The organism is Rhodobacter ferrooxidans, assembly GCF_000176015.1.
GTDB classification, from domain to species: domain Bacteria; phylum Pseudomonadota; class Alphaproteobacteria; order Rhodobacterales; family Rhodobacteraceae; genus Pseudorhodobacter_B; species Pseudorhodobacter_B ferrooxidans.
The window spans coordinates 19,582-37,823 of record NZ_ACYY01000006.1 but is presented as its reverse complement, the minus strand read 5'-3'; the positions used below and the strand labels follow the sequence as shown (position 1 = coordinate 37,823).

General features: G+C 66.5%; 19 protein-coding genes and 2 tRNA genes. 2 read left to right on the top strand and 19 right to left on the bottom strand.

What is annotated here, in order from left to right:
• Window positions 1-2: 2 nt before the first annotated feature.
• The 3 genes from ispG to hemA form a co-directional block, all read right to left on the bottom strand.
• Window positions 3-1,136: a flavodoxin-dependent (E)-4-hydroxy-3-methylbut-2-enyl-diphosphate synthase gene (gene ispG / locus RSW2DRAFT_RS06020; protein WP_008029062.1), complete on the bottom strand. Its 1,134-nt coding sequence runs from the start codon at window positions 1,134-1,136 to the stop codon at window positions 3-5.
• A gap of 85 nt (window positions 1,137-1,221) precedes the next feature.
• Entirely contained in the window at window positions 1,222-2,421 is a 1,200-nt protein-coding gene (locus RSW2DRAFT_RS06015; RefSeq protein WP_008029061.1) for a helix-turn-helix domain-containing protein, read from the bottom strand.
• 113 nt (window positions 2,422-2,534) lie between these two features.
• Window positions 2,535-3,758, bottom strand: coding sequence for a 5-aminolevulinate synthase (hemA, locus tag RSW2DRAFT_RS06010; RefSeq protein WP_008029059.1), 1,224 nt, complete (start codon window positions 3,756-3,758; stop codon window positions 2,535-2,537).
• A 323-nt stretch (window positions 3,759-4,081) separates the two neighbouring features.
• Between hemA and RSW2DRAFT_RS06005 the strand changes: the two genes are divergently transcribed.
• Window positions 4,082-5,461 (top strand): M20/M25/M40 family metallo-hydrolase, encoded by a 1,380-nt coding sequence (locus RSW2DRAFT_RS06005; RefSeq protein WP_008029056.1) that lies wholly within the window; start codon window positions 4,082-4,084, stop codon window positions 5,459-5,461.
• Window positions 5,458-5,901: a GNAT family N-acetyltransferase gene (locus RSW2DRAFT_RS06000; RefSeq protein WP_008029055.1), complete on the top strand. Its 444-nt coding sequence runs from the start codon at window positions 5,458-5,460 to the stop codon at window positions 5,899-5,901. The genes RSW2DRAFT_RS06005 and RSW2DRAFT_RS06000 overlap by 4 nt, the downstream gene beginning before the upstream one ends.
• An 82-nt stretch (window positions 5,902-5,983) precedes the next feature.
• On the opposite strand, the gene RSW2DRAFT_RS05995 is transcribed toward RSW2DRAFT_RS06000, so the two are convergent.
• The 16 genes from RSW2DRAFT_RS05995 to ccmA all read right to left on the bottom strand — a co-directional run bounded on the left by RSW2DRAFT_RS05995 (window position 5,984) and on the right by ccmA (window position 18,165).
• Window positions 5,984-6,202, bottom strand: a complete 219-nt coding sequence (locus tag RSW2DRAFT_RS05995) for a hypothetical protein (protein WP_008029053.1) — start codon at window positions 6,200-6,202, stop codon at window positions 5,984-5,986.
• Window positions 6,203-6,272: 70 nt separating this feature from the next.
• Window positions 6,273-6,349: transfer RNA gene (locus RSW2DRAFT_RS05990), tRNA-Asp, on the bottom strand.
• 34 nt (window positions 6,350-6,383) lie between these two features.
• Window positions 6,384-6,460 (bottom strand) — tRNA-Asp (locus tag RSW2DRAFT_RS05985).
• A 151-nt stretch (window positions 6,461-6,611) separates the two neighbouring features.
• Window positions 6,612-7,898, bottom strand: a complete 1,287-nt coding sequence (locus RSW2DRAFT_RS05980) for a hypothetical protein (RefSeq protein WP_008029051.1) — start codon at window positions 7,896-7,898, stop codon at window positions 6,612-6,614.
• Window positions 7,895-8,893, bottom strand: a complete 999-nt coding sequence (locus tag RSW2DRAFT_RS05975) for a zinc-dependent alcohol dehydrogenase (RefSeq protein ID WP_008029050.1) — start codon at window positions 8,891-8,893, stop codon at window positions 7,895-7,897. Before RSW2DRAFT_RS05975 ends, RSW2DRAFT_RS05980 begins: the two co-directional genes overlap by 4 nt.
• Complete coding sequence (gene hisD, locus RSW2DRAFT_RS05970; protein ID WP_008029045.1) at window positions 8,893-10,227, bottom strand: histidinol dehydrogenase; 1,335 nt, start codon at window positions 10,225-10,227, stop codon at window positions 8,893-8,895. The genes RSW2DRAFT_RS05975 and hisD overlap by 1 nt, the downstream gene beginning before the upstream one ends.
• 34 nt (window positions 10,228-10,261) lie before the next feature.
• A complete protein-coding gene (locus RSW2DRAFT_RS05965; protein WP_008029043.1) occupies window positions 10,262-11,062 on the bottom strand; it encodes an ABC transporter permease in 801 nt (266 codons plus the stop codon).
• Window positions 11,059-12,003 (bottom strand): ABC transporter permease, encoded by a 945-nt coding sequence (locus tag RSW2DRAFT_RS05960; protein WP_008029041.1) that lies wholly within the window; start codon window positions 12,001-12,003, stop codon window positions 11,059-11,061. Before RSW2DRAFT_RS05960 ends, RSW2DRAFT_RS05965 begins: the two co-directional genes overlap by 4 nt.
• A 69-nt stretch (window positions 12,004-12,072) precedes the next feature.
• A complete protein-coding gene (locus RSW2DRAFT_RS05955) occupies window positions 12,073-13,185 on the bottom strand; it encodes an ABC transporter substrate-binding protein (protein WP_008029039.1) in 1,113 nt (370 codons plus the stop codon).
• A 52-nt stretch (window positions 13,186-13,237) separates the two neighbouring features.
• Complete coding sequence (locus RSW2DRAFT_RS05950; protein WP_008029038.1) at window positions 13,238-14,395, bottom strand: ABC transporter ATP-binding protein; 1,158 nt, start codon at window positions 14,393-14,395, stop codon at window positions 13,238-13,240.
• A 53-nt stretch (window positions 14,396-14,448) separates the two neighbouring features.
• Entirely contained in the window at window positions 14,449-15,225 is a 777-nt protein-coding gene (locus RSW2DRAFT_RS05945) for a glucose 1-dehydrogenase (RefSeq protein ID WP_008029036.1), read from the bottom strand.
• A 145-nt stretch (window positions 15,226-15,370) separates the two neighbouring features.
• Entirely contained in the window at window positions 15,371-15,913 is a 543-nt protein-coding gene (locus tag RSW2DRAFT_RS05940; RefSeq protein WP_008029034.1) for a DsbE family thiol:disulfide interchange protein, read from the bottom strand.
• Window positions 15,906-16,067: a heme exporter protein CcmD gene (gene ccmD / locus RSW2DRAFT_RS05935; protein WP_008029031.1), complete on the bottom strand. Its 162-nt coding sequence runs from the start codon at window positions 16,065-16,067 to the stop codon at window positions 15,906-15,908. Before ccmD ends, RSW2DRAFT_RS05940 begins: the two co-directional genes overlap by 8 nt.
• Window positions 16,064-16,795 carry a heme ABC transporter permease gene (locus tag RSW2DRAFT_RS05930; RefSeq protein ID WP_008029030.1) on the bottom strand — a complete coding sequence of 244 codons (732 nt, stop codon included), beginning with the start codon at window positions 16,793-16,795 and terminating at the stop codon, window positions 16,064-16,066. The genes ccmD and RSW2DRAFT_RS05930 overlap by 4 nt, the downstream gene beginning before the upstream one ends.
• A gap of 87 nt (window positions 16,796-16,882) precedes the next feature.
• Window positions 16,883-17,539, bottom strand: coding sequence for a heme exporter protein CcmB (ccmB, locus tag RSW2DRAFT_RS05925; protein ID WP_008029028.1), 657 nt, complete (start codon window positions 17,537-17,539; stop codon window positions 16,883-16,885).
• Window positions 17,536-18,165 carry a heme ABC exporter ATP-binding protein CcmA gene (ccmA, locus tag RSW2DRAFT_RS05920; protein ID WP_008029027.1) on the bottom strand — a complete coding sequence of 210 codons (630 nt, stop codon included), beginning with the start codon at window positions 18,163-18,165 and terminating at the stop codon, window positions 17,536-17,538. The genes ccmB and ccmA overlap by 4 nt, the downstream gene beginning before the upstream one ends.
• Window positions 18,166-18,242: the final 77 nt, after the last annotated feature.

Here is an 18,242-nt window from a genome sequence, read left to right as displayed (position 1 = left end):
CGTCAGGAAGCGACGAGCGCCTGCGCCGCCGCATCGGCCTCCAGCTCCGCCGCCTTCTTTTCCACCAGTTCGACGATATGCTCGATCATGCCGTCATTGCCCAGCTTGTGACTTTGCCTGCCGGCCAGATAGATCATCCCCGAACCCGCCCCGCCGCCGGTGAAACCGATATCGGTCATCAGCGCCTCGCCCGGCCCGTTCACCACGCAACCGATGATCGAAAGGCTCATGCTGGTGGTGACATGCGCCAACCGCTCTTCCAGCGCCGCCACGGTCTTGATCACGTCAAACCCCTGCCGTGCGCAACTGGGGCAGGAAATGATCGTCACCCCGCGATGCCGCAGCCCCAGCGATTTCAGGATCTCGAAGCCGACCTTCACCTCTTCCACCGGATCGGCCGACAGGCTGACCCGGATGGTGTCGCCCACCCCCGACCACAGCAGATTGCCCAGGCCGATCGCCGATTTCACCGTGCCGGACACCAGCCCCCCGGCCTCGGTGATCCCCAGATGGATCGGCGCATCGCAGGCCATCGCCAATTGCTGATAGGCCGCCGCCGCCAGAAACACGTCCGACGCCTTGACCGAGATCTTGAACTCGTGAAAATCGTTGTCCTGCAAGATCTTGATGTGGTCCATGCCGGATTCCACCATCGCATCCGGGCAAGGCTCGCCATACTTGTCCAGCAGGTGCTTTTCCAAGCTGCCGGCGTTCACCCCGATGCGGATCGAACAGCCGTGGTCCTTGGCGGCCTTGATCACTTCCTTGACCCGCCGCGCATCACCGATGTTGCCGGGGTTGATGCGCAGACAGGCGGCGCCGGCCTCGGCGGCCTCGATGGCGCGCTTGTAGTGGAAATGGATGTCGGCCACGATCGGCACCGTCACCTCGCGCACGATCTGGCGCAGCGCCGCGGTGCTTTCCTGATCGGGGGTCGAGATGCGCACGATATCGGCCCCGGCGGCGGCACAGCGCTGCACCTGCGCCACGGTGGCGGCCACGTCCGAGGTGATGGTGTTGGTCATGCTCTGCACCGAGATCGGCGCATCGCCCCCAACGGCCACCTTGCCCACCATGATCTGACGCGATTTGCGGCGTTCGATATTGCGCCAGGGGCGCACGGCATGCAGCGACATCGACAAGTTCCTTCGGCCTGATCCGGTTGCGCCATAGATAGCGCCAACCCGGGGGCGCGGCAACCGCGCCCGGCCAGTTTGGCAGCTATTGCAGCGGTGCTGGTGCGGTCAGATCGGCCTCGGCCACTGCGACAAACCGCGCGAGGTCGCTGTCGCCGGTCAGATCGGCCACGGCATATTTCGCCGTCAGTGCCGCGGGCGAAAGCTCGACCCCCTTGATCACCTGCGCGCCGGGGGCGGCAGGGCCATAGGTGGTGCCATTGACCGCGAAATAGACCGAGCCGGAATTGCCCGCCCGCAGCAGCGCCGCCTGTTCCATCTGCGGCACCACATAGCGTTCGCCCGCATCCAGAATCTTCTCGAACAGCACCGTGCCATCGGCCGAGGATACCCGCACCCAGGACGGCCGCACTGCCAGCAGTTCCACCGCCGGAGCATTGGCCTCGACCACCTGCACCACGCCGGGCGCTGCCGGTTGTGCCGCCGCAGGCTCGACTGCTGCCACCTGCGCCAGCCCCGGATTGATCGCGGCAATCGGTCCGTCGCGCGACACCATCACCGGCACGTCCAGTGCCTGCGGTCGATACAGCCGGTCCAGCCCCTCGCCCGAGCCAACCACCGCATCCGCCACCGCCGTGCTGTCATCCGCCGGGGCCGAGCGCACCAGCGGTGCCACGCCATCGACGTTGCCCAGCGAATCAAGCTCCGCCACCACGGTCGGCGCCTGATCAATCGGTGCCATCTGCACCCGCTGCACTTCCTGCAACACCGTGTAGCCGCCGTAGCCCAGCGCACCGATCAGCGCCACCAGCACCGCCAGCGAACCGACTGCGCCCGGCTCGATCCGGGCAAAGCCGCTTTCGACGCGCGGCACGAAAGAGGCGTTCGGATTGGCCAGCGGGTCGTGGAATTCCTGTGCCGCCCGGCTGCGCACCGCGGTGATCGCCGCAGGCGAAGCCGCTGCCGACATGCCATGCGCCACTTCGAAATTGGCCTCGCGGCAAAAGCGTTTGAAGGATTGGTCCGGGTCCATGCCCAGATAGCGCGCATAGGAACGCACATAACCGGCCACGAAGCCCTGGGTTTCAAAGGCGGAAACATCGCAGTTTTCGATCGCGGCGATATAGGTCGCCTTGATCTTCAACTCGCGCTGCACATCCAGCAGGGATTTGCCCAAGGTCGCCCGCTCGCCACGCATCAGGTCGCCCAGACGCACGTCGAAATCGTCAAACCCGCGTGGCCTTTCGGCCTCTGCCGTCGAAGGTCGTTTCCTCCGCCAGATCATGCGCAATGTCCTGCCCTGCCCCTTTGAACCCGAGTCACTTTGCCGCGACTCATGGTCCGTCTCATTAAGAAAATACTAGCACAGGGCAAGAACTTTTGCACATGCAGAACAGATCAGGCCGACTCCTCGGCGCGATTCAGCGCACAATGCGCCCACAGCGCTTCCATCGCCTGCACCAGCGCGTCGATCTGCGCCGAAGAGTGCACCGGCGAGGGCGTAAACCGCAGCCGTTCGGTGCCGCGCGGCACGGTCGGATAGTTGATCGGCTGGGCGTAGATCGAGAAACGCTCCAGCAGCATGTCCGAAACCAGCTTGCAGTGCACGGGGTTGCCGACGAACACCGGCACGATATGGGTGCCATGATCGACGAAGGGCAGCCCCGCCGCACGCAACCGCATCTTCAGGATGCGGGCGTTGGTCTGCTGGGCTTCGCGCAGCGAACCGTCTTCCTTCAGGTGCCGCACCGAGGCCACCGCCCCCGCCGCAATCGCCGGAGCCATCGAAGTGGTGAAGATGAAACCCGAGGCGTAGGACCGCACCGCGTCGCACATCTTTGCAGATGCAGCAATATAGCCGCCCATCACGCCATAGGCCTTGGCCAGCGTGCCGTTGATGATGTCGATCCGGTGGGCGATGCCATCGCGTTCCGACACGCCACCACCGCGCGGGCCATACATGCCCACGGCATGCACTTCGTCGATATAGGTCAGCGCGCCGAATTCCTCGGCCAGATCGCAAATCTCCGACAGCGGCCCGATGTCGCCATCCATCGAATAGACCGATTCAAAGGCGATCAGCACCGGCCGCCCCTTTTCGATGCTTTGCAGGATGCGGCGCAGATCATCCATGTCGTTGTGCTTGAAGATGTGCTTCTCGCAGCCCGCCCGGCGGATGCCCTGGATCATTGAGGCGTGGTTCATAGAATCCGACACGATCACCAGACCGGGGAACAGCGCGGGCAGCGTCGAAAGCGTGGCATCGTTGGCGATATAGGCCGAGCCGAACACCAGCGCCGCCTCTTTGCCATGCAGGTCGGCCAGTTCGGCCTCCAGCATCTTGTGATAGATCGTGGTGCCGGAAATGTTGCGGGTGCCGCCCGAACCGGCGCCGGTGCTTTCCAGCGCCTCGTGCATGGCGGCCAGCACCTTGGGGTTCTGGCCCATGCCCAGATAGTCGTTGCCGCACCAGACGGTGATTTCCTGTTCCGTGCCGTCCGGCTTGTGCCAGATCGCATTCGGATATGACCCCCGACGACGCTCGATGTCGATGAAAGTCCGGTAGCGTCCCTCGTCGTGCAACCGGTTCAGCGCCGTGTCGAGTGCCATGTCATAGTTCATATCGATCTCCATCACCGCTGTACGCTGCTGCCAGCCATTCGGGCCTTGGTAAAGCGTCCGGTTTGCGCAAACTTTGATATCGGTCAAATTCCGTATCTGGAAGATGGACTTTTCGCCGCAACCCAATTGTCAGTCGGCAATAGCCACGGGCCGATCCCACACTGTAACGTCGGCGCTGTCAAGATAGGTTGACACCGACATTCCGCGGCATTGTTTCCGGCAGCAATTGCCCGCCGATCCCGAAGGTGGCGACTTCAGAGCGGCTCTGGACAGGGGGGCTGGGGCTGCTAGGGTCGCCGCGAACTTCACGAAAGGAAGACCCGATGTCGCTTGATGCCGTGCTGTCCCGGATCGACGCCAGTTTGCCCGACGCCACCGACCGGCTGCTGGACCTGCTGCGCATCCCGTCGATCTCCACCGATCCGGCGTTCAAGCCCGACTGTGACCGCGCCGCCGACTGGCTGGTGCAAGACCTTGAAAATCTGGGCTTTACCGCCTCCAAGCGCCCGACGCCCGGCCATCCGATGGTGGTGGCGCATTGCGGCAGCGACGCCGACGGCCCGCACCTTCTGTTCTACGGCCACTACGACGTGCAGCCGGTTGACCCGCTGGCGCTGTGGACCCGCGACCCGTTTGATCCGGTGGTGGAAGAGACCGCCAAAGGCCCGGTGATCCGCGCCCGCGGGTCATCCGACGACAAGGGCCAGTTGATGACCTTCCTGGAAGCCTGCCGCGCCTGGAAGGCGGTTCATGGCCGACTGCCGGGGCATCTGACGATCTTTCTGGAAGGCGAGGAGGAGTCGGGCTCGCCCTCGCTGATTCCGTTCATGCAGGAAAATGCCGCAGAATTGCGGGCCGACATCGCACTGATCTGCGACACCGGGCTGTTTGATTCCACCACCCCCGCCATCGTCACCACGCTGCGCGGGCTTTTGGGCGAAGAGATCACCCTGCGCGGTCCCGACAAGGATCTGCACTCCGGCATGTATGGCGGGGCGGCGATCAACCCGATCCGGGTGCTGGCGCGAATCATCGCAGGGTTGCACGACGCGACCGGCCGCATCACCGTGCCCGGCTTTTACGACGGCGTGACCGAACTGCCCGACGTCCTCCGCGCCCAATGGCAAAGCCTGTCGTTCGACCACACGCGCTTCCTTGGTGACGTCGGCCTTTCCGTCCCCGCGGGCGAGCAGGACCGCACGCCGCTGGAAATGCTGTGGTCGCGCCCGACCTGCGAGGTGAACGGCATCTGGGGCGGCTATACCGGCGACGGCTTCAAGACCGTGCTGCCGTCCGAGGCCCATGCCAAGATCAGCTTCCGCCTTGTGGGCAGCCAAGACCCCCACGCGATTCGCACGGCCTTCCGCGCCTACGTCCAAAGTCAGCTTCCCGCCGATTGCGCGGTGGAGTTTCACGGCCACGGCGCCAGCCCCGCCGGGCAGATGCAGATCGACCACCCGGCCTTCGAGCAGGCCCGCCACGCCCTGACCGACGAATGGGGCAAGACCGCGGCCTATGTCGGCTGCGGCGGCTCGATCCCGATTGCGGGGTATTTCAAGACCTACCTCGGCATGGACGCGCTGCTGATCGGCTTTGGCCGCGACGACGACCAGATCCATTCTCCAAACGAGAAATATGCCATGGAAAGCTTTCACAAGGGCATCCGCTCCTGGGCCCGCGTGCTGGCACGGCTGACCGCATGAGCCTGGACATCCGCGACGCCACTGCCGATGACGAAGCCGCCTGGCGCGACCTGTGGCGGCAGTATCTGGCCTTCTATCAGGTCACGCTGCCGCCCGAAGTGACCGACCACACCTGGGCCCGCATCCTCGACTCTGACCAGCGGCTGACGGCGCGCGTCGCCTGCCGCGATGGTGCGATGCTGGGCTTTGCGCTGCACCACCACCACGCTTCGACCTGGGTGCTGGGCGACGACTGCTATCTGGAAGACCTGTTCGTGGCCCCGGTGGCGCGCGGCCAGGGCATCGGCCGGGCGCTGATCGAGGATGTCAAAGCCCTCGCCTGGGCCAAAGGCTGGCATCGCCTCTATTGGCATACCGATGAGGGCAACACCACGGCGCGCAAACTCTACGACAGCTTCGCACCCAGCGACGGCCACATCCGCTACCGCCTGAAGCTTTGAGAAAACCTTCCCCATTCACCTCTGCGAAAATATCCCACGGGGGTCCGGGGGTGTGAAACCCCCGGCTCCGCCCGGCAAAGGATCAGCCTTTCAGCGCCATCCGCCCCAGCTTGGCCAGCAAGATCAGCCACGGCACGCCATGCAGCGCGAAATCGAACCAGTCCAAGGGCCGCACCAGATCGCCCGCCAGCAGCATCTTCAGCTTTTCCCAGATATGCGGCTCGGGGAAGAACGGTGCCAGGCCCAGCGTCAGCGCGGCCAGCAGAGCGATGTTTAGCGGTATCTGGTCAAGAAACGACATGCGGCCTCCGGGGTTGCCGCCCGGGTGTAGCCGATACATTCAAACATTGCTATAGGTGAAAAAGGAGAAATGGCGCGGTTGACGGGGCTCGAACCCGCGACCCCCGGCGTGACAGGCCGGTACTCTAACCAACTGAGCTACAACCGCCATTCCAAGCGTTCGATCGGGCGATCCGGGGCGGTGGCGCGGTTGACGGGGCTCGAACCCGCGACCCCCGGCGTGACAGGCCGGTACTCTAACCAACTGAGCTACAACCGCACATTCCGCCCGGATCGCCGCCCGAACGTGTGGGGGGTTTACGGAAGGCGGCGGGCGGCGTCAAGCGCCGCCGAAGATAAATCAGCGCCACCACCACCTGATATTGCGCAGTGCTTACCCCCGCGGCATCGCCACAGTGCCGGCTGCGGCATCACGCGGGCCGGATGCTGTCGAAAAACCGGGTCATCAGGTCTTGCCCGGCGACCGGCGGCGACCCGGCCATGATCGCCATGGCAAAGCCTATGGCGCTGGACTGCGGGCTGTGGCCGCCCGCCCCGGCCCGCAGGTTCATCACCAGCGTCGGGCACAGGAACAGCGCCAGCCGCAGCACGTCTTCCCAGTCGCCGGGCAGCATCCCGGCACCCGCCAGCGTCGCCAGCCACGGCTTCCAGTAATGCGCGGCCTTCACCGCCAGCAGGTCTTGCCGCAGGGCGTTGGGCTGCCAGTCGGTCTCCAGATACAGCCGCACCCCGTCATGCCGCGCCGTGACGCGGAAATGGTCGCAGGCCAGCCCGGGGTCGTAAAGCCAGAACGGATGCGCCAGATGGTTGTGGAAGGTCGCCTTGACCTCGGCCAGCAGCGACGGCACCGCCGCCCCGGCAAAGGCCGGATCAAAGAACACCAGCCGGTCTGCCACCGCCCCGCGCTCATACCAGACATTGGCGTTATGCGCGTCACCATGCGCCACAATGCCCCCCGCATCGGCCAGCCGCGCCGGATGCAACCGGGCCGCCGCGCGGGCAAACAGCGTGCCGACATCGTCGCGGTATTCCACCCCGTTCAGCACCGGGCGGGCGGTGGAAAACGCCTGCCAATCCAGCGTGCAACCGGGAAGGGCAAAGCTCTGGCCCTGATAAAACGCCGCAAACCGCCCGCCCGGCCAATGGCCGCTGGCCGGATCGACCAGCCGTTGATGAAACAGCCGGTGGATCGGCTCTGCCGCACTTTGCGCCGGGGTGATCGGTGCCAGAGAGGTGCGGGCCACCGCCAGCAGATGATCCTCCAGCGCCGCCTGTGCCGCCAGCGCCCGCCCTGCCGCCAGCGCATCGGGCGCCAGATCCAGCCCGCGCAGCACGTCGGAAAACCGCGGCTCGGCGCGGCGGCGATAGACCAGGATCTGCTCGCCCGGCTGGGTCGAGGACCAAAGCGGCAGATCGACCGGCAGCCCGGCGCGGGCCAGAATGTCGGCGCGGTAATATTCGCCCGCCATCTCGGCCTCGCCCTCTTCCTGATGGAACTTGAAGAAGAAGCCTTCGCCCGCCGCCTCGAAGAAGCCGTTCAGCGAGTTCAGCGAATACTGGTCGTGGTTGATCCGCAGCCCTTGCGGCGCAATCGCGAACAGATCGGCCAGCAGCGCGGTCAACGCCGCCTCGGCGGCAGGGCTGTCCTGCCGTGCCAGTGCCCGGATCGCGGCGGTGCGCGAGGGGGCCTGCGTCATGGCTGCGGCAGGATCAGGGTTTTCAACCCCCGAGCCTCACCGGCCAGCAGCCGCCCATAGGCCGCCACCACCCCTTCCAGCGGCACTTCGGCGTCGATCAGCCGGGTCAGGTCGGCGGCCAGATCGGGCAGCATCGCCAGCACCTGCGGCAACTCCTCCCCGAAGGCATGGCAGCCCAGCAGCGCAATCTCGCGTTCGACCAGCAGGTTGGGGTCCAGCGGCAGCGCGCCATGGCTGATGCCGACCAGCGCAATCGCGCCGCCACCGGCCATCAACCCCGGCAGCGCCGCGATCACCGGGGCCGCCCCCGTGGCCTCGATCACATGCCGCGGCGGCGCATCGCCCAGACCCGCGGCGGTCAACTCCACCACCCGCCCGCCGGTGACCGCCGCCACCAGCGCCGCCCGGGCAGTATTGCGGTCGGCCAGCAGCAGCGGGTGCCCGGCGCGGGCGGCCAGCAGCGCGGCAAAGCCGCCGATGCTGCCGCAGCCCGCCACCAGCAACGGCGCCCCTGCGGGCAACGCCAGCCGGTTCAGCGCGTGCAACGCCACCGCCAAAGGCTCGGCCATCGCCAGATGCCGCGGCTCCACCCCGACCGGCGCCTTCAGCACCAGCCGGGCGGGCAGCGTCACGCTTTCGGCAAAACCGCCCTCGATCACTTCACCGACAAAGCCCATGCGGCTGCAAATCTGCCCCCGCCCCTCGCGGCAATTGCGGCAGGCGCCACAGGTGACCCGGCTGTCCACCGCCACGGCATCGCCCGGCGCCAGCCCCGTCACCCCCGCCCCCAGAGCCAGGATCACCCCGGCAAATTCATGCCCCGCCGTCACCGGTGCGCGGCTGATCCACAGGCCGGTGCGGAAATTGTGCAGGTCCGAGCCGCAAATCCCCGCCGCCGTCACCCGCAGCCGCACTTCGCCCGGGCCGGGGGCCGGGGCCTCGGGCACCTGCTCCAGCCGCAGATCGCCGACCCCGTGCAGCCGCACCGCGCGCATCACGGCGCCTTGGGGTCAAGATAGGCATCGCGCCGCGCCGAAACCGCCAGCGCATGCGACGAGAACCCCTCGTAGACCGCCAGCTTTCCCGCCTGATCGGCAAAGGCCGGATAGGCGGCGGCAGTCACATAGCCCACCGACGAGCGTTTGACGAAATCGCTGACCGACAGCGGCCCCCAGGTGCGCGCCCCGCCCGAGGTCGGCAGCACCGCATTCGGCCCCAGCCCGAAATTGGCAATGGAAACCGGGGTATGCACCCCCAGCAGCACCTCGGCCGCCTCGGTGATCCGGCCCAGATGCTCGAAAGGTGCGGTGGACAGGATCTCCAGATGCTCGGGTGCATAGGCGTTGATGAAATCGTGGCTTTCCTGCACCGAGCCGGTCAGCACGATGCCGCCCGACGGCCCCGACAGCACGGCGTTGGAAAACGCCACCCGCTGCGGCGTCATCTGCGCCCAATGGCCGGGAAGTGCCGCCAAGGCCTCGTCAACCACCCGGCGCGAATGGGTCACCAGCCAGGCCGAACTGTCGGGGCCATGCTCGGCCTCGATCAACAGGTCCAGCGCCGCCAGCCCGCCATGCACCGTTGCATCGGCAAGGATGATCGCCTCGGATGGCCCGGCGGGCAGGCCGGGGTCGATCACCCCCGCCAGCAGCCGCTTGGCCGCCACCACCCAGGGGCTGCCCGGCCCGACGATCTTCAGCGCCCGCCGCACGGTCTGCGTGCCGTAAGCCGCCGCCGCCACCGCCTGCGCGCCGCCAGCCTTGTAGACGGTCTCCACCCCGGCCAACCGTGCCGCGACCAGCGTTGCCGCATCCACCCGGCCATCCGGGGCGGGCGGGGTGAAGATCGCAAGCTCCGGCACCCCCGCCACCACCGCAGGCACCGCCGTCATCATCGTCACCGACGGAAACGAGCCCTTCCCGCGCGGCACATACAGCGCCACCGACCGGATCGGGGTGAAACGGTCACCGGCAAAGGCGCCGGGGCGGATTTCCTTCAGCCACATCGCCTCGGGCGCCTGCACTTGGTGAAAGGCCCGGATATTGGCAATGCCAAAGCGGATGGCCTCGATGATCTCGGGCGCAACCAGCGTGAAGGCCTCGTCAAATTCGGCCGGCGTTACCTGCAACCCGGCTTCGGTCAGCCCCTTTGCCCCATCCAGATCGCGGCCAAAGCGCGCCAAAGCGGCATCGCCTTCGCGGCGCACCGCCTCGATGATCGGGGCAACCTTGTCCAGAAAGCCCGACAGATCGGCCTCGGAGCGCCGCAACAGCGCCGCGCGCTGGCTGGCGCTCATCTCGGCAAGCACATGGAGGTTAACCGGTTTCATCGCATTGCCCTTCAGCAGGCGGCACTTGGCCGCGTCATTTCGATTTCAGAAAGATATCCAGCCCCACCAGCCAGTCCAGCAACGCAATCGCCAGTGCCGCCATCACGATGAACACCACCGAGATCGCCGCAAGGTCGGGCGTGATGATCGAGCGGATGGAATTGTAGATCTGCACCGGCAGCGTGACGATGCGGGCATCGACCAGCAGCAGGCTGACCAGAAACTCGTTCATCGCCAGGATGAACATCAACAGCGAACCGGTGATGATCCCCGGCGTCACCGCAGGCAGGGTGACAGACAGGAAGGTCTGCACCCGCCCCGCCCCGCAATTGGCCGCCGCCAGTTCCAGATCGGGGTCCAGCGCCGCTGCCGAGGCGGTGACCGCCCAGATCATGAACGGCAGGTTGATCACGGCGCAGGCAATGCCCACCGGCCACAACTGCCCCAGGATGCCCATCTTGCCGAAAGCCAGCATCATGCCGATGCCCGAGCCGATCAGCGGCACGGTGAAGGGCAGCAGCAGATAGACCTGAACCGCCCCGGCAAAGCGCAGCCGGAACTTGGCCAGCGCAATCCCCGCCAGCGTGCCCACCGGCAAGGCCACCGCCGTGCAGATCAGCGCCACCACCAGCGTGCGCCCGAAGGCCTGCCGCAGATCGCTTGCGGCCAGGATCTTGCCATACCACTGCAGCGAAAATCCCTCGGGCGGGAAGGCGATCATCCGCCCGGCACTGACCGAGGCCCCCATCACCACCACGGTGGGCGCCGACAGCATCACCAGCGCCAGCAGCACGAAAAACCCCAGCACCCAGCGTTGCGCGCGGCTTTGGTTCATGTTCTGGCCCGCCCCATCGCCAGCGTGCCCGCGCCGAAAGCCGTGAACACCGCCCCCACCACCAGCGAGCCGATGCCCACCAGCAAAAGCGTCAGCGCCGCCCCCAGCCCCTGATCCGAGGTGCGGAAGAACTGGTCGTAAATCGCGTTGGCGATGAAATCCTGACCGCCGCCGCCCAGAATCGCCGGCATGGCGAAATCGGTCAGCGTCAGCGACACCACCACCAGCCCCGCCCCCACCAGCCCAGGCCGCGCCATTGGCAGCACCACATGCCACAGCGTGCGGAGCCAGTTGGCCCCCAGCGACCCCGCCGCCGCCTCGGTCTCTTCGGGGATGGCGGTCAGTGCCGGGGCCAGCATCAACACGGCAAAGGGCAGCATGTATTGCACCAGCCCGAACAGCACCGCCGGATAGTTGAACAGCAACCGCTGCGGCGGCACCCCCACCAGCCCCAGCAGGTCATTGACCAGCCCGCCATTGCCCAGAATGATCAGCCAGCCATAGGCCCGCACCACCTGACCGATGAAGAACGGCAGGAACAGCGCGATCAGCAACAGCTTGCGCAGGTTCGAACTGCGGGTGCGCACCATCACATAGCCGTAAGGAAACGCCAGCAGCAGGGTCAGCAGCGTGACGATCGCGGCCCCCAGCACGCTGCGCCACAGCACCGCCAGATAGACCCCCTGATCCAGCGCCGCGCGATAGTTGTCCAGACTGTAGGCCGCCGAGGTGCGAAACGTCTTGCGGTCCAGCGTGTGCAGCGAGGCATCGGCAATCTGCACCAGCCCGATCAGCAGCACCGCCACCAGCAGCAGCGCCGGGGCCAGCATCAGCCAGCCGGTCCAGCGCGACCAGCGCCGCGGAAACAGCCGGTCGGCAGCCGCTTCCAGCCGGTCCATCAGCCGCCAGCGATAGGGATATTCGGCGCGAGAGGGGCGCATCGGTCTGCTTTCGGTGGATCGGGTTTCGCAAGGTTGGGCCGCCCGCACCGGCGCGGGCGGCCCCTGGGTTCAGCCCTGCATGATCGCCTTGAACTTGGCGAACCACTCGCTTTCGTTTTCCACCTGCACCTGCGCCGAGATCCGGATCAGATGCTCGAAATCCGCGGGCTTGGTGGGATAGGAAGCGTCGTCCACCAGATCGGCAGGCGGGGTCAGACCGGGCACCACGCCGGGCAGGCCAAGCCCGTCCAGCCAGACCTGCTGGGCGTCCTTGGTCAGGGCGAAGTTGATGTATTGCTTGGCCCAGTAAAGCTCGTTCTCCGGCAGACCGACCGGAATCCACAAGCCGTCGGTGTCGAACTTGCAGCCCTCTTCCGGCACCGTCCAGGCGATGTTCACGCCGTTCTTGCGCGCCTCGCGGGCGTTGGTCGAAATGGTGCAGGCGGCGTCGATCTCGCCGTTCTGGAACCAGGTGGTAAAGTCGGGGTCTTCACCCAGCAGCGGCTCTTGCGCCTTCATCTGTTCGACAAATGCCCAGCAGGCATCCATGTTGGCCGGAATATCCTCCAGCTTGCCGCCGCCCGCCACCTGTGCCGGGAAATGGAAGCCGATGCCGTCGTTATAAAGCGCGATGCGGCCCTTGAACTTCGGGTCCAGCAGGTCTTTCCACGACTTCGGCGCGCCGTCCGGGAACGCCTCGGGGCGGTAGGCCAGCACATAGACATAGCCATAGGTGTTGACGATCGGATAGCCCTCCAGCCCGACCGGCTTGGCCAGATCGGTGGTGCCCGCCAGGTTCGACAGGTCGGAAAGATCCTCGGCCACGCCGCGCAGCGCCGATTTGGTGGCGTTGGTGGTGGTGTCCCAGTTGATATGGATCGGCGGCACCCGCTTCTGTTCGGCGGCGGCCCAGATCTTCGGCTGGATCTCGTTGTCCTCGGTCAGATCGTGGCGGATGGTGATGCCGGTGGCGGCGGTGAACGGGTCCGACACGCCCGCTTTCAGCGCATCGACCCAACTGCCGCCCCAGGCCCGCACGATCAACTCGGCCGGTTTCTCCGGCTCGGCGGCAAAGGCGCGCCCGGCACCAAGCTGCGCCAGCAGGGCCGCACCGCCAAAGGCCACACCGCCCCGCAGGACGGCACGGCGCGACAGGCTGGGACGTTGGATGTGTCTGGTCATTTTGGTCTCCTTGTTGGGGGTAAGGCCCATTCGGGCGATTGCGGCGGCTTTCTCAGGGAACGGCTGCCGGGAAAAGGATCATGTCGCGGCGGTTCCAGCCGACCGTGACGGTTTGCCCCGGTGCTGTCAGGGCAAAATCGCTGGCATCGTGATGATAGACCTGCACGGCAATCCCGCCCAGGGCCGGCAGCACCACCTCGTAAAGCTGGCGCTCGCCTTCGAAGATCGCATCGCGCACCTGGCCTTGCAGCCGGAAATCCAGCCCCGCCAGCGCTGCGCCATCCGCCGCCATGCGGATCTGCTCGGCCCGGATCGCCCCGCGCGCCGGCGTGCCAGCGGCCAGCGCCTGCCGCGGCGTGCCGGGGCACAGGATGCCGCCACACTCCAGCCCGCCTGGCGCCACGCGACCGGGCAGGAAACTGGTGACGCCGATGAAATTGGCCACGAAGGCATTGGCCGGATCGCGATACAGATCGACCGGGCGGGCGTTCTGCTGGATGCGCCCCGCCTCCATCACGATCACCTCGTCCGACATCACCAGCGCCTCGCGCTGGTCATGCGTCACGTTGATCGTGGTCACCCCCAACTCGCGCTGGATACGGCGGAATTCCAGCTGCATCTCTTCGCGCAGCTTGCGGTCCAGGGCGGCCAGCGGCTCGTCCAGCAGCAGCAGGTCCGGCTGGAACACCAGCGCCCGGGCGATGGCCACCCGCTGCTGCTGGCCACCGGAAAGCTCGTGGATGCGCCGCCCGCCAAGCCCGCCAAGCCGCACCAGATCCAGAAACTGCTCGACCCGGGCCGGGATGCCGCGGGCATCGAAGCGCCGCATCTTCAGCGGAAAGGCCACGTTCTGCGCCGCCGTAAGGTGCGGAAACAGCGCCAGTTTCTGAAACACCATGCCAATGGCGCGCTGGTGCGGGGCCACCTTGCTGACCGGCTCGCCGTTGATGAAAATCTCGCCGCGCGTCGGGGTCTGAAAGCCTGCGATCATCCGCAACAGCGTGGTCTTGCCGGAACCCGAAGGGCCAAGGATGGTCAGAAACCGCCCCCGGGCCAGATCAAAGCCCGCATCGGCCACCGCCAGCGGCCCGGCCCCGAAATCCATATCCACGCCGCGCACCGAAACCGCTGGCCCGGCCTTGGCGGCTTGGGCAGCATTGGCGGCATCCCTGATCATCGGCTGTGGCCCCTGCTGGCGAATTCGGCCCATTCAGAACGCCTTGGCGGGCGATTTGCAAGGGCTTGGCCGCGGTTTTCACGCCGTCAAATCGCCGCCAGATAGCCGCCGTCAACCGCAAGGCATTGTCCGGTCACGTAACTCGCCGCGTCCGAGGCCAGAAACACCACCGCCCCGGCCAGATCCTGTGCCACCCCGAACCGCCGCTGCGGAATCTTGTCCAGCATGGCGCTGGCCCAGGCGTCATCGGCATAGAACACTTCGGTCATCGCCGTGCGGAAATAGCCCGGCGCAATGGCATTGACCCGGATGCCGCGCCCGGCCCATTCCGCCGCCAGCGCATGCGTCAGCCCCAGCAACCCGGATTTCGACGCACCATAAGGCGCCGCCGTCGGCACCCCGACGTAAGAGGTCAGCGAGCAGAGGTTGATCACCGCGCCGCGCTGCCGCCGCAGCATGTGCCGCGCCACCGCCTGCGTCAGAAAGAACGCACCTTTCAGATTGGTGTCGATGATGTCGTCCCACAGCGCCACCGGCACATCCTCGGAGGCGCGGATGCTTTCCATCCCGGCATTGTTCACCAGAATGTCGATCGGGCCGAACCCGGCTTCGACCGCGTCGATTGCGGCCTGAAAACTGGCGGGATCGCGCATCTCCAGCACCAGCGGCAGGGCGCGGCGCCCCAGCGCCTGCACCGCCGCCACCGTGCCGGCCAGGGCCACCGCATCGCGGCCAGTCAGCACGAGGTCGGCCCCCGCCCCGGCCAATGCCAACGCCATGCCCTGCCCCAGCCCGCGGCTGGCGCCGCTGATCAGGGCGACGCGGCCCGACAGGTCGAACATTCCGCTCAAGCTGTTCTGCATCCGGCCCTCTCTGGTCGCCCGCGACCGACAGTGATTCCCTGCGCCGCAGCATTTCCGATCCAGCGCGGACTGGAAAGCCTTGCAACAGCGGTGCCGCCCCAAAGGCAGGTGCCTCCGGCGGGGATATTTGCAAACAGATGAAGGATCAGTTGGAGGCTGTCGCCGGTTCGGCCGCCAGCGCCGGGCGGATCACATCGGTCAGGTTCTGGTCGCTGATCGGCCCGGCGATGCGCGCCAGTATCTTGCCGCTGCCGTCGATCACGAAGGTTTCCGGCACGCCGTAAACCCCGAAATCCAGCCCGGTGCGGCCCTGCGGATCAGCGACCTGCGCATCATAGGGGTTGCCATTCTGCGCCAGCAGACCCAGCGCGGCCTCCGGCTTGTCCTTGTAGGCCACGCCGTAGATCGGGATGCCCTCGGCCTGCAGCGCCATCAGCACCGGATGCTCGTCGCGGCAGGCAGCACACCAGCTGGCCCAGAAATTCACCAGCTTGACCCCGGGCTGGCGCAGGGTTTCGTCGGTGAACCCTGCCATGTCGCCCAAAGCGGTCACCTGCAACGCGGGTGCCGGTTTCTGCACCAGCATCGACGGCAGGCTGTTGCGGTCATCCTGCGACATGCCGATGTAGAACACCGCCGCCAGCCCGGCGAACAGCACGGGTGGTATGAACATCAATGCTTTAGCCATGGTCCTGCCCCTGTCGTGCTTCGGCCTCTTCCAACGCGCGCCGCATCCGGGAACCCCGCCAAAGGCTGATGCCCACCAACAACAGGATCAGCACGATCGACGCCGCATAGGCCCCCAGCACCGGTCCTGCGTATTTTCCCAGATCGGGCATCATGCGGTGCCCCTTTCGCGCGTCAGCAGCGCCTGCAAGCGCCGCGAGCGGATCTCGGTGCGGGTGCGCAGCAGCACCAGCGCCACGAACAGCGCGATGAAGCCGCCGATGCACACCAGCAACGGGAAGTAAAAGACGTCGGACACGTGTTCTTCCTTGTCCAGCGACAGGCTGGCCCCCTGATGCAGCCCCTGATTCCAGAAGTTCACCGCATAGCGCGACAGCACCGCAAACACCGACCCCACGATGCACAGCACCGAGGTCAGGTCGGCGGCAGTGTCAGGATTATCAATGGCTTGCCACAGCGCGATATAGCCCAGATAGAACAGGAACAGGATCAGGAACGAGGTCAGCCGCGGATCCCAGGCCCACCAGGTGCCCCACATCGGCTGGCCCCAGATCGCCCCGGTCACCAGCGCAATCAGCGTGAAGGTCAGCCCGATCGGTGCCGCCGCCTTGGCCGCCAGCGCCGATACATGGTGCCTGCGGATCAGCCAGATCAGCGAGGTCACCAGCATCATCAGCCAGGCGTTGATCGCCAGCATTGCGGCAGGCACATGCAGGAAGATGATCTTGACGGTCGAGCCCTGCTTGTAGTCATCCGGGGTGAAGAAGAACCCCCAGATCAGGCCCACCAGCATCGACAGCACCGCCAGCCCGGTAAACCAGGGCAAGGCCCAGGCCGAGGTCTGCATGAACTTCTTCGGATTGGCGTATTCCCAGATCGACATATGCCTGACTTACGTCCTTCCTTGCCTTGGCTCAACCAATTAACGCCGTAGCCTCTCCGAAGCCAGAGGCGCACCGAAGCCGGGCCTTCACCTTAAATTGACCCGGATCGCCGCCGCAGAGGCAAAGGGCAACAGCGCCGCCGCCCCCGCCGTGATCCCGGCCAGCAGCAGCAGCGGCGTCGATACCGCCTGCCCCTCGGCACCGCGCTTGACCACTTCGGCGCCGAAAATCAGCGTCGGCACATAAAGCGGCAGCACCAGCAGGCTGAGCAGCAGCCCGCCGCGCTTCAGCCCCACGGTCAGCGCCGCACCGAACGCGCCGATCACCGACAGCGCCGGGGTGCCCAAGGCCAAGGAGGCCACCAGCCAGCCATAGCCCGCCCCCGGCAAGTTCAGCAAAAGCCCCAGCACCGGCGCGACCAGCGTCAGCGGTAGCCCGGTCACCAGCCAATGCGCAAAGGCCTTTACCGCCACCACCCCCTCCAGCGGCATCGGCGCCGTGGCCAGAAGGTCCAGCGAGCCATCCTCGAAATCCAGCGCGAAAATCCGGTCCAGCGACAGAAGGCAGGCCAGCAGCGCGCCGACCCATAGGATGCCCGGCGCGATTTTCGCCAAAGTGCTGCCCTCCGGCCCGACGCCCAAAGGCACCAGCACCGCCACCAGCAGGAAAAACGCCAGCCCAAGGCCAAAGCCGCCGCCCGCCCGCATCGCCAGCCGCAGATCGCGGATCAACAGCGCGATCATGTGAAGGCCTCGTCAAACGCCGAGGCCGGGCCACCGTCGCGCGGGCTGCGGGCCTTGAAGGGGCCGAGGTCGAGGATTTCCGCCTCGTCCAGCCCAAGGTCGATATGGGTGGCAATCAGCGCCATGCCGCCCGCCGCCAGATGCGCCCGGATCACCCCGGCAAACAGCGCCACCGAGGCGGCATCAAGGCTGACGGTCGGCTCGTCCAGAACCCAGATCGGCCGCCCGGTGACCAGAAGCCGCGCAAGGCCAAGCCGCCGCTTCTGCCCGGCGGACAGATTGGCCGCCATCCGGTCGCGCAGGGCGTCAAGGTTCATCCGCTGCAGCGCATCTTCCACCAGATCGGTGCCATAGACCGCAGCCCAGAACGCCAGATTTTCGGTGACGGTCAACGTGGCTTTCAAACCATCGGCATGCGCGGCATAGGCCATGGATTCGGGCGGCACCGACACCTCGCCCGCCAGCGCCGGTTGCAATCCGCAAAGCGTGCGCAGCGCCGTGGTCTTGCCGATGCCGTTGGGGCCGCGCAGCACCAGCGCATGGCCCGGCCGCAGGGTGAAACTCACCCCCTCCAGCACGGTCAGACCGCCGCGCGCACAGGCCAGATTGGTCACTCGCAGTTCCATTGCACAACGCCTAACGCATTGCGTCCTTGCGGGAAAGGGCTGGCCGCAGGACGTCCTGCCGCGGCGCCCGCCGCCAG

What these genes read in the sequence shown, in the direction of transcription:
- ispG (WP_008029062.1), bottom strand. Translation starts at nt 1,136, where the DNA reads ATGTCGCTGCATGCCGTGCGCCCCTGGCGCAATATCGAACGCCGCAAA.
- RSW2DRAFT_RS06015 (WP_008029061.1), bottom strand. Translation starts at nt 2,421, where the DNA reads ATGATCTGGCGGAGGAAACGACCTTCGACGGCAGAGGCCGAAAGGCCA.
- hemA (WP_008029059.1), bottom strand. Translation starts at nt 3,758, where the DNA reads ATGAACTATGACATGGCACTCGACACGGCGCTGAACCGGTTGCACGAC.
- RSW2DRAFT_RS06005 (WP_008029056.1), top strand. Translation starts at nt 4,082, where the DNA reads ATGTCGCTTGATGCCGTGCTGTCCCGGATCGACGCCAGTTTGCCCGAC.
- RSW2DRAFT_RS06000 (WP_008029055.1), top strand. Translation starts at nt 5,458, where the DNA reads ATGAGCCTGGACATCCGCGACGCCACTGCCGATGACGAAGCCGCCTGG.
- RSW2DRAFT_RS05995 (WP_008029053.1), bottom strand. Translation starts at nt 6,202, where the DNA reads ATGTCGTTTCTTGACCAGATACCGCTAAACATCGCTCTGCTGGCCGCG.
- RSW2DRAFT_RS05980 (WP_008029051.1), bottom strand. Translation starts at nt 7,898, where the DNA reads ATGACGCAGGCCCCCTCGCGCACCGCCGCGATCCGGGCACTGGCACGG.
- RSW2DRAFT_RS05975 (WP_008029050.1), bottom strand. Translation starts at nt 8,893, where the DNA reads ATGCGCGCGGTGCGGCTGCACGGGGTCGGCGATCTGCGGCTGGAGCAG.
- hisD (WP_008029045.1), bottom strand. Translation starts at nt 10,227, where the DNA reads ATGAAACCGGTTAACCTCCATGTGCTTGCCGAGATGAGCGCCAGCCAG.
- RSW2DRAFT_RS05965 (WP_008029043.1), bottom strand. Translation starts at nt 11,062, where the DNA reads ATGAACCAAAGCCGCGCGCAACGCTGGGTGCTGGGGTTTTTCGTGCTG.
- RSW2DRAFT_RS05960 (WP_008029041.1), bottom strand. Translation starts at nt 12,003, where the DNA reads ATGCGCCCCTCTCGCGCCGAATATCCCTATCGCTGGCGGCTGATGGAC.
- RSW2DRAFT_RS05955 (WP_008029039.1), bottom strand. Translation starts at nt 13,185, where the DNA reads ATGACCAGACACATCCAACGTCCCAGCCTGTCGCGCCGTGCCGTCCTG.
- RSW2DRAFT_RS05950 (WP_008029038.1), bottom strand. Translation starts at nt 14,395, where the DNA reads ATGGGCCGAATTCGCCAGCAGGGGCCACAGCCGATGATCAGGGATGCC.
- RSW2DRAFT_RS05945 (WP_008029036.1), bottom strand. Translation starts at nt 15,225, where the DNA reads ATGCAGAACAGCTTGAGCGGAATGTTCGACCTGTCGGGCCGCGTCGCC.
- RSW2DRAFT_RS05940 (WP_008029034.1), bottom strand. Translation starts at nt 15,913, where the DNA reads ATGGCTAAAGCATTGATGTTCATACCACCCGTGCTGTTCGCCGGGCTG.
- ccmD (WP_008029031.1), bottom strand. Translation starts at nt 16,067, where the DNA reads ATGATGCCCGATCTGGGAAAATACGCAGGACCGGTGCTGGGGGCCTAT.
- RSW2DRAFT_RS05930 (WP_008029030.1), bottom strand. Translation starts at nt 16,795, where the DNA reads ATGTCGATCTGGGAATACGCCAATCCGAAGAAGTTCATGCAGACCTCG.
- ccmB (WP_008029028.1), bottom strand. Translation starts at nt 17,539, where the DNA reads ATGATCGCGCTGTTGATCCGCGATCTGCGGCTGGCGATGCGGGCGGGC.
- ccmA (WP_008029027.1), bottom strand. Translation starts at nt 18,165, where the DNA reads ATGGAACTGCGAGTGACCAATCTGGCCTGTGCGCGCGGCGGTCTGACC.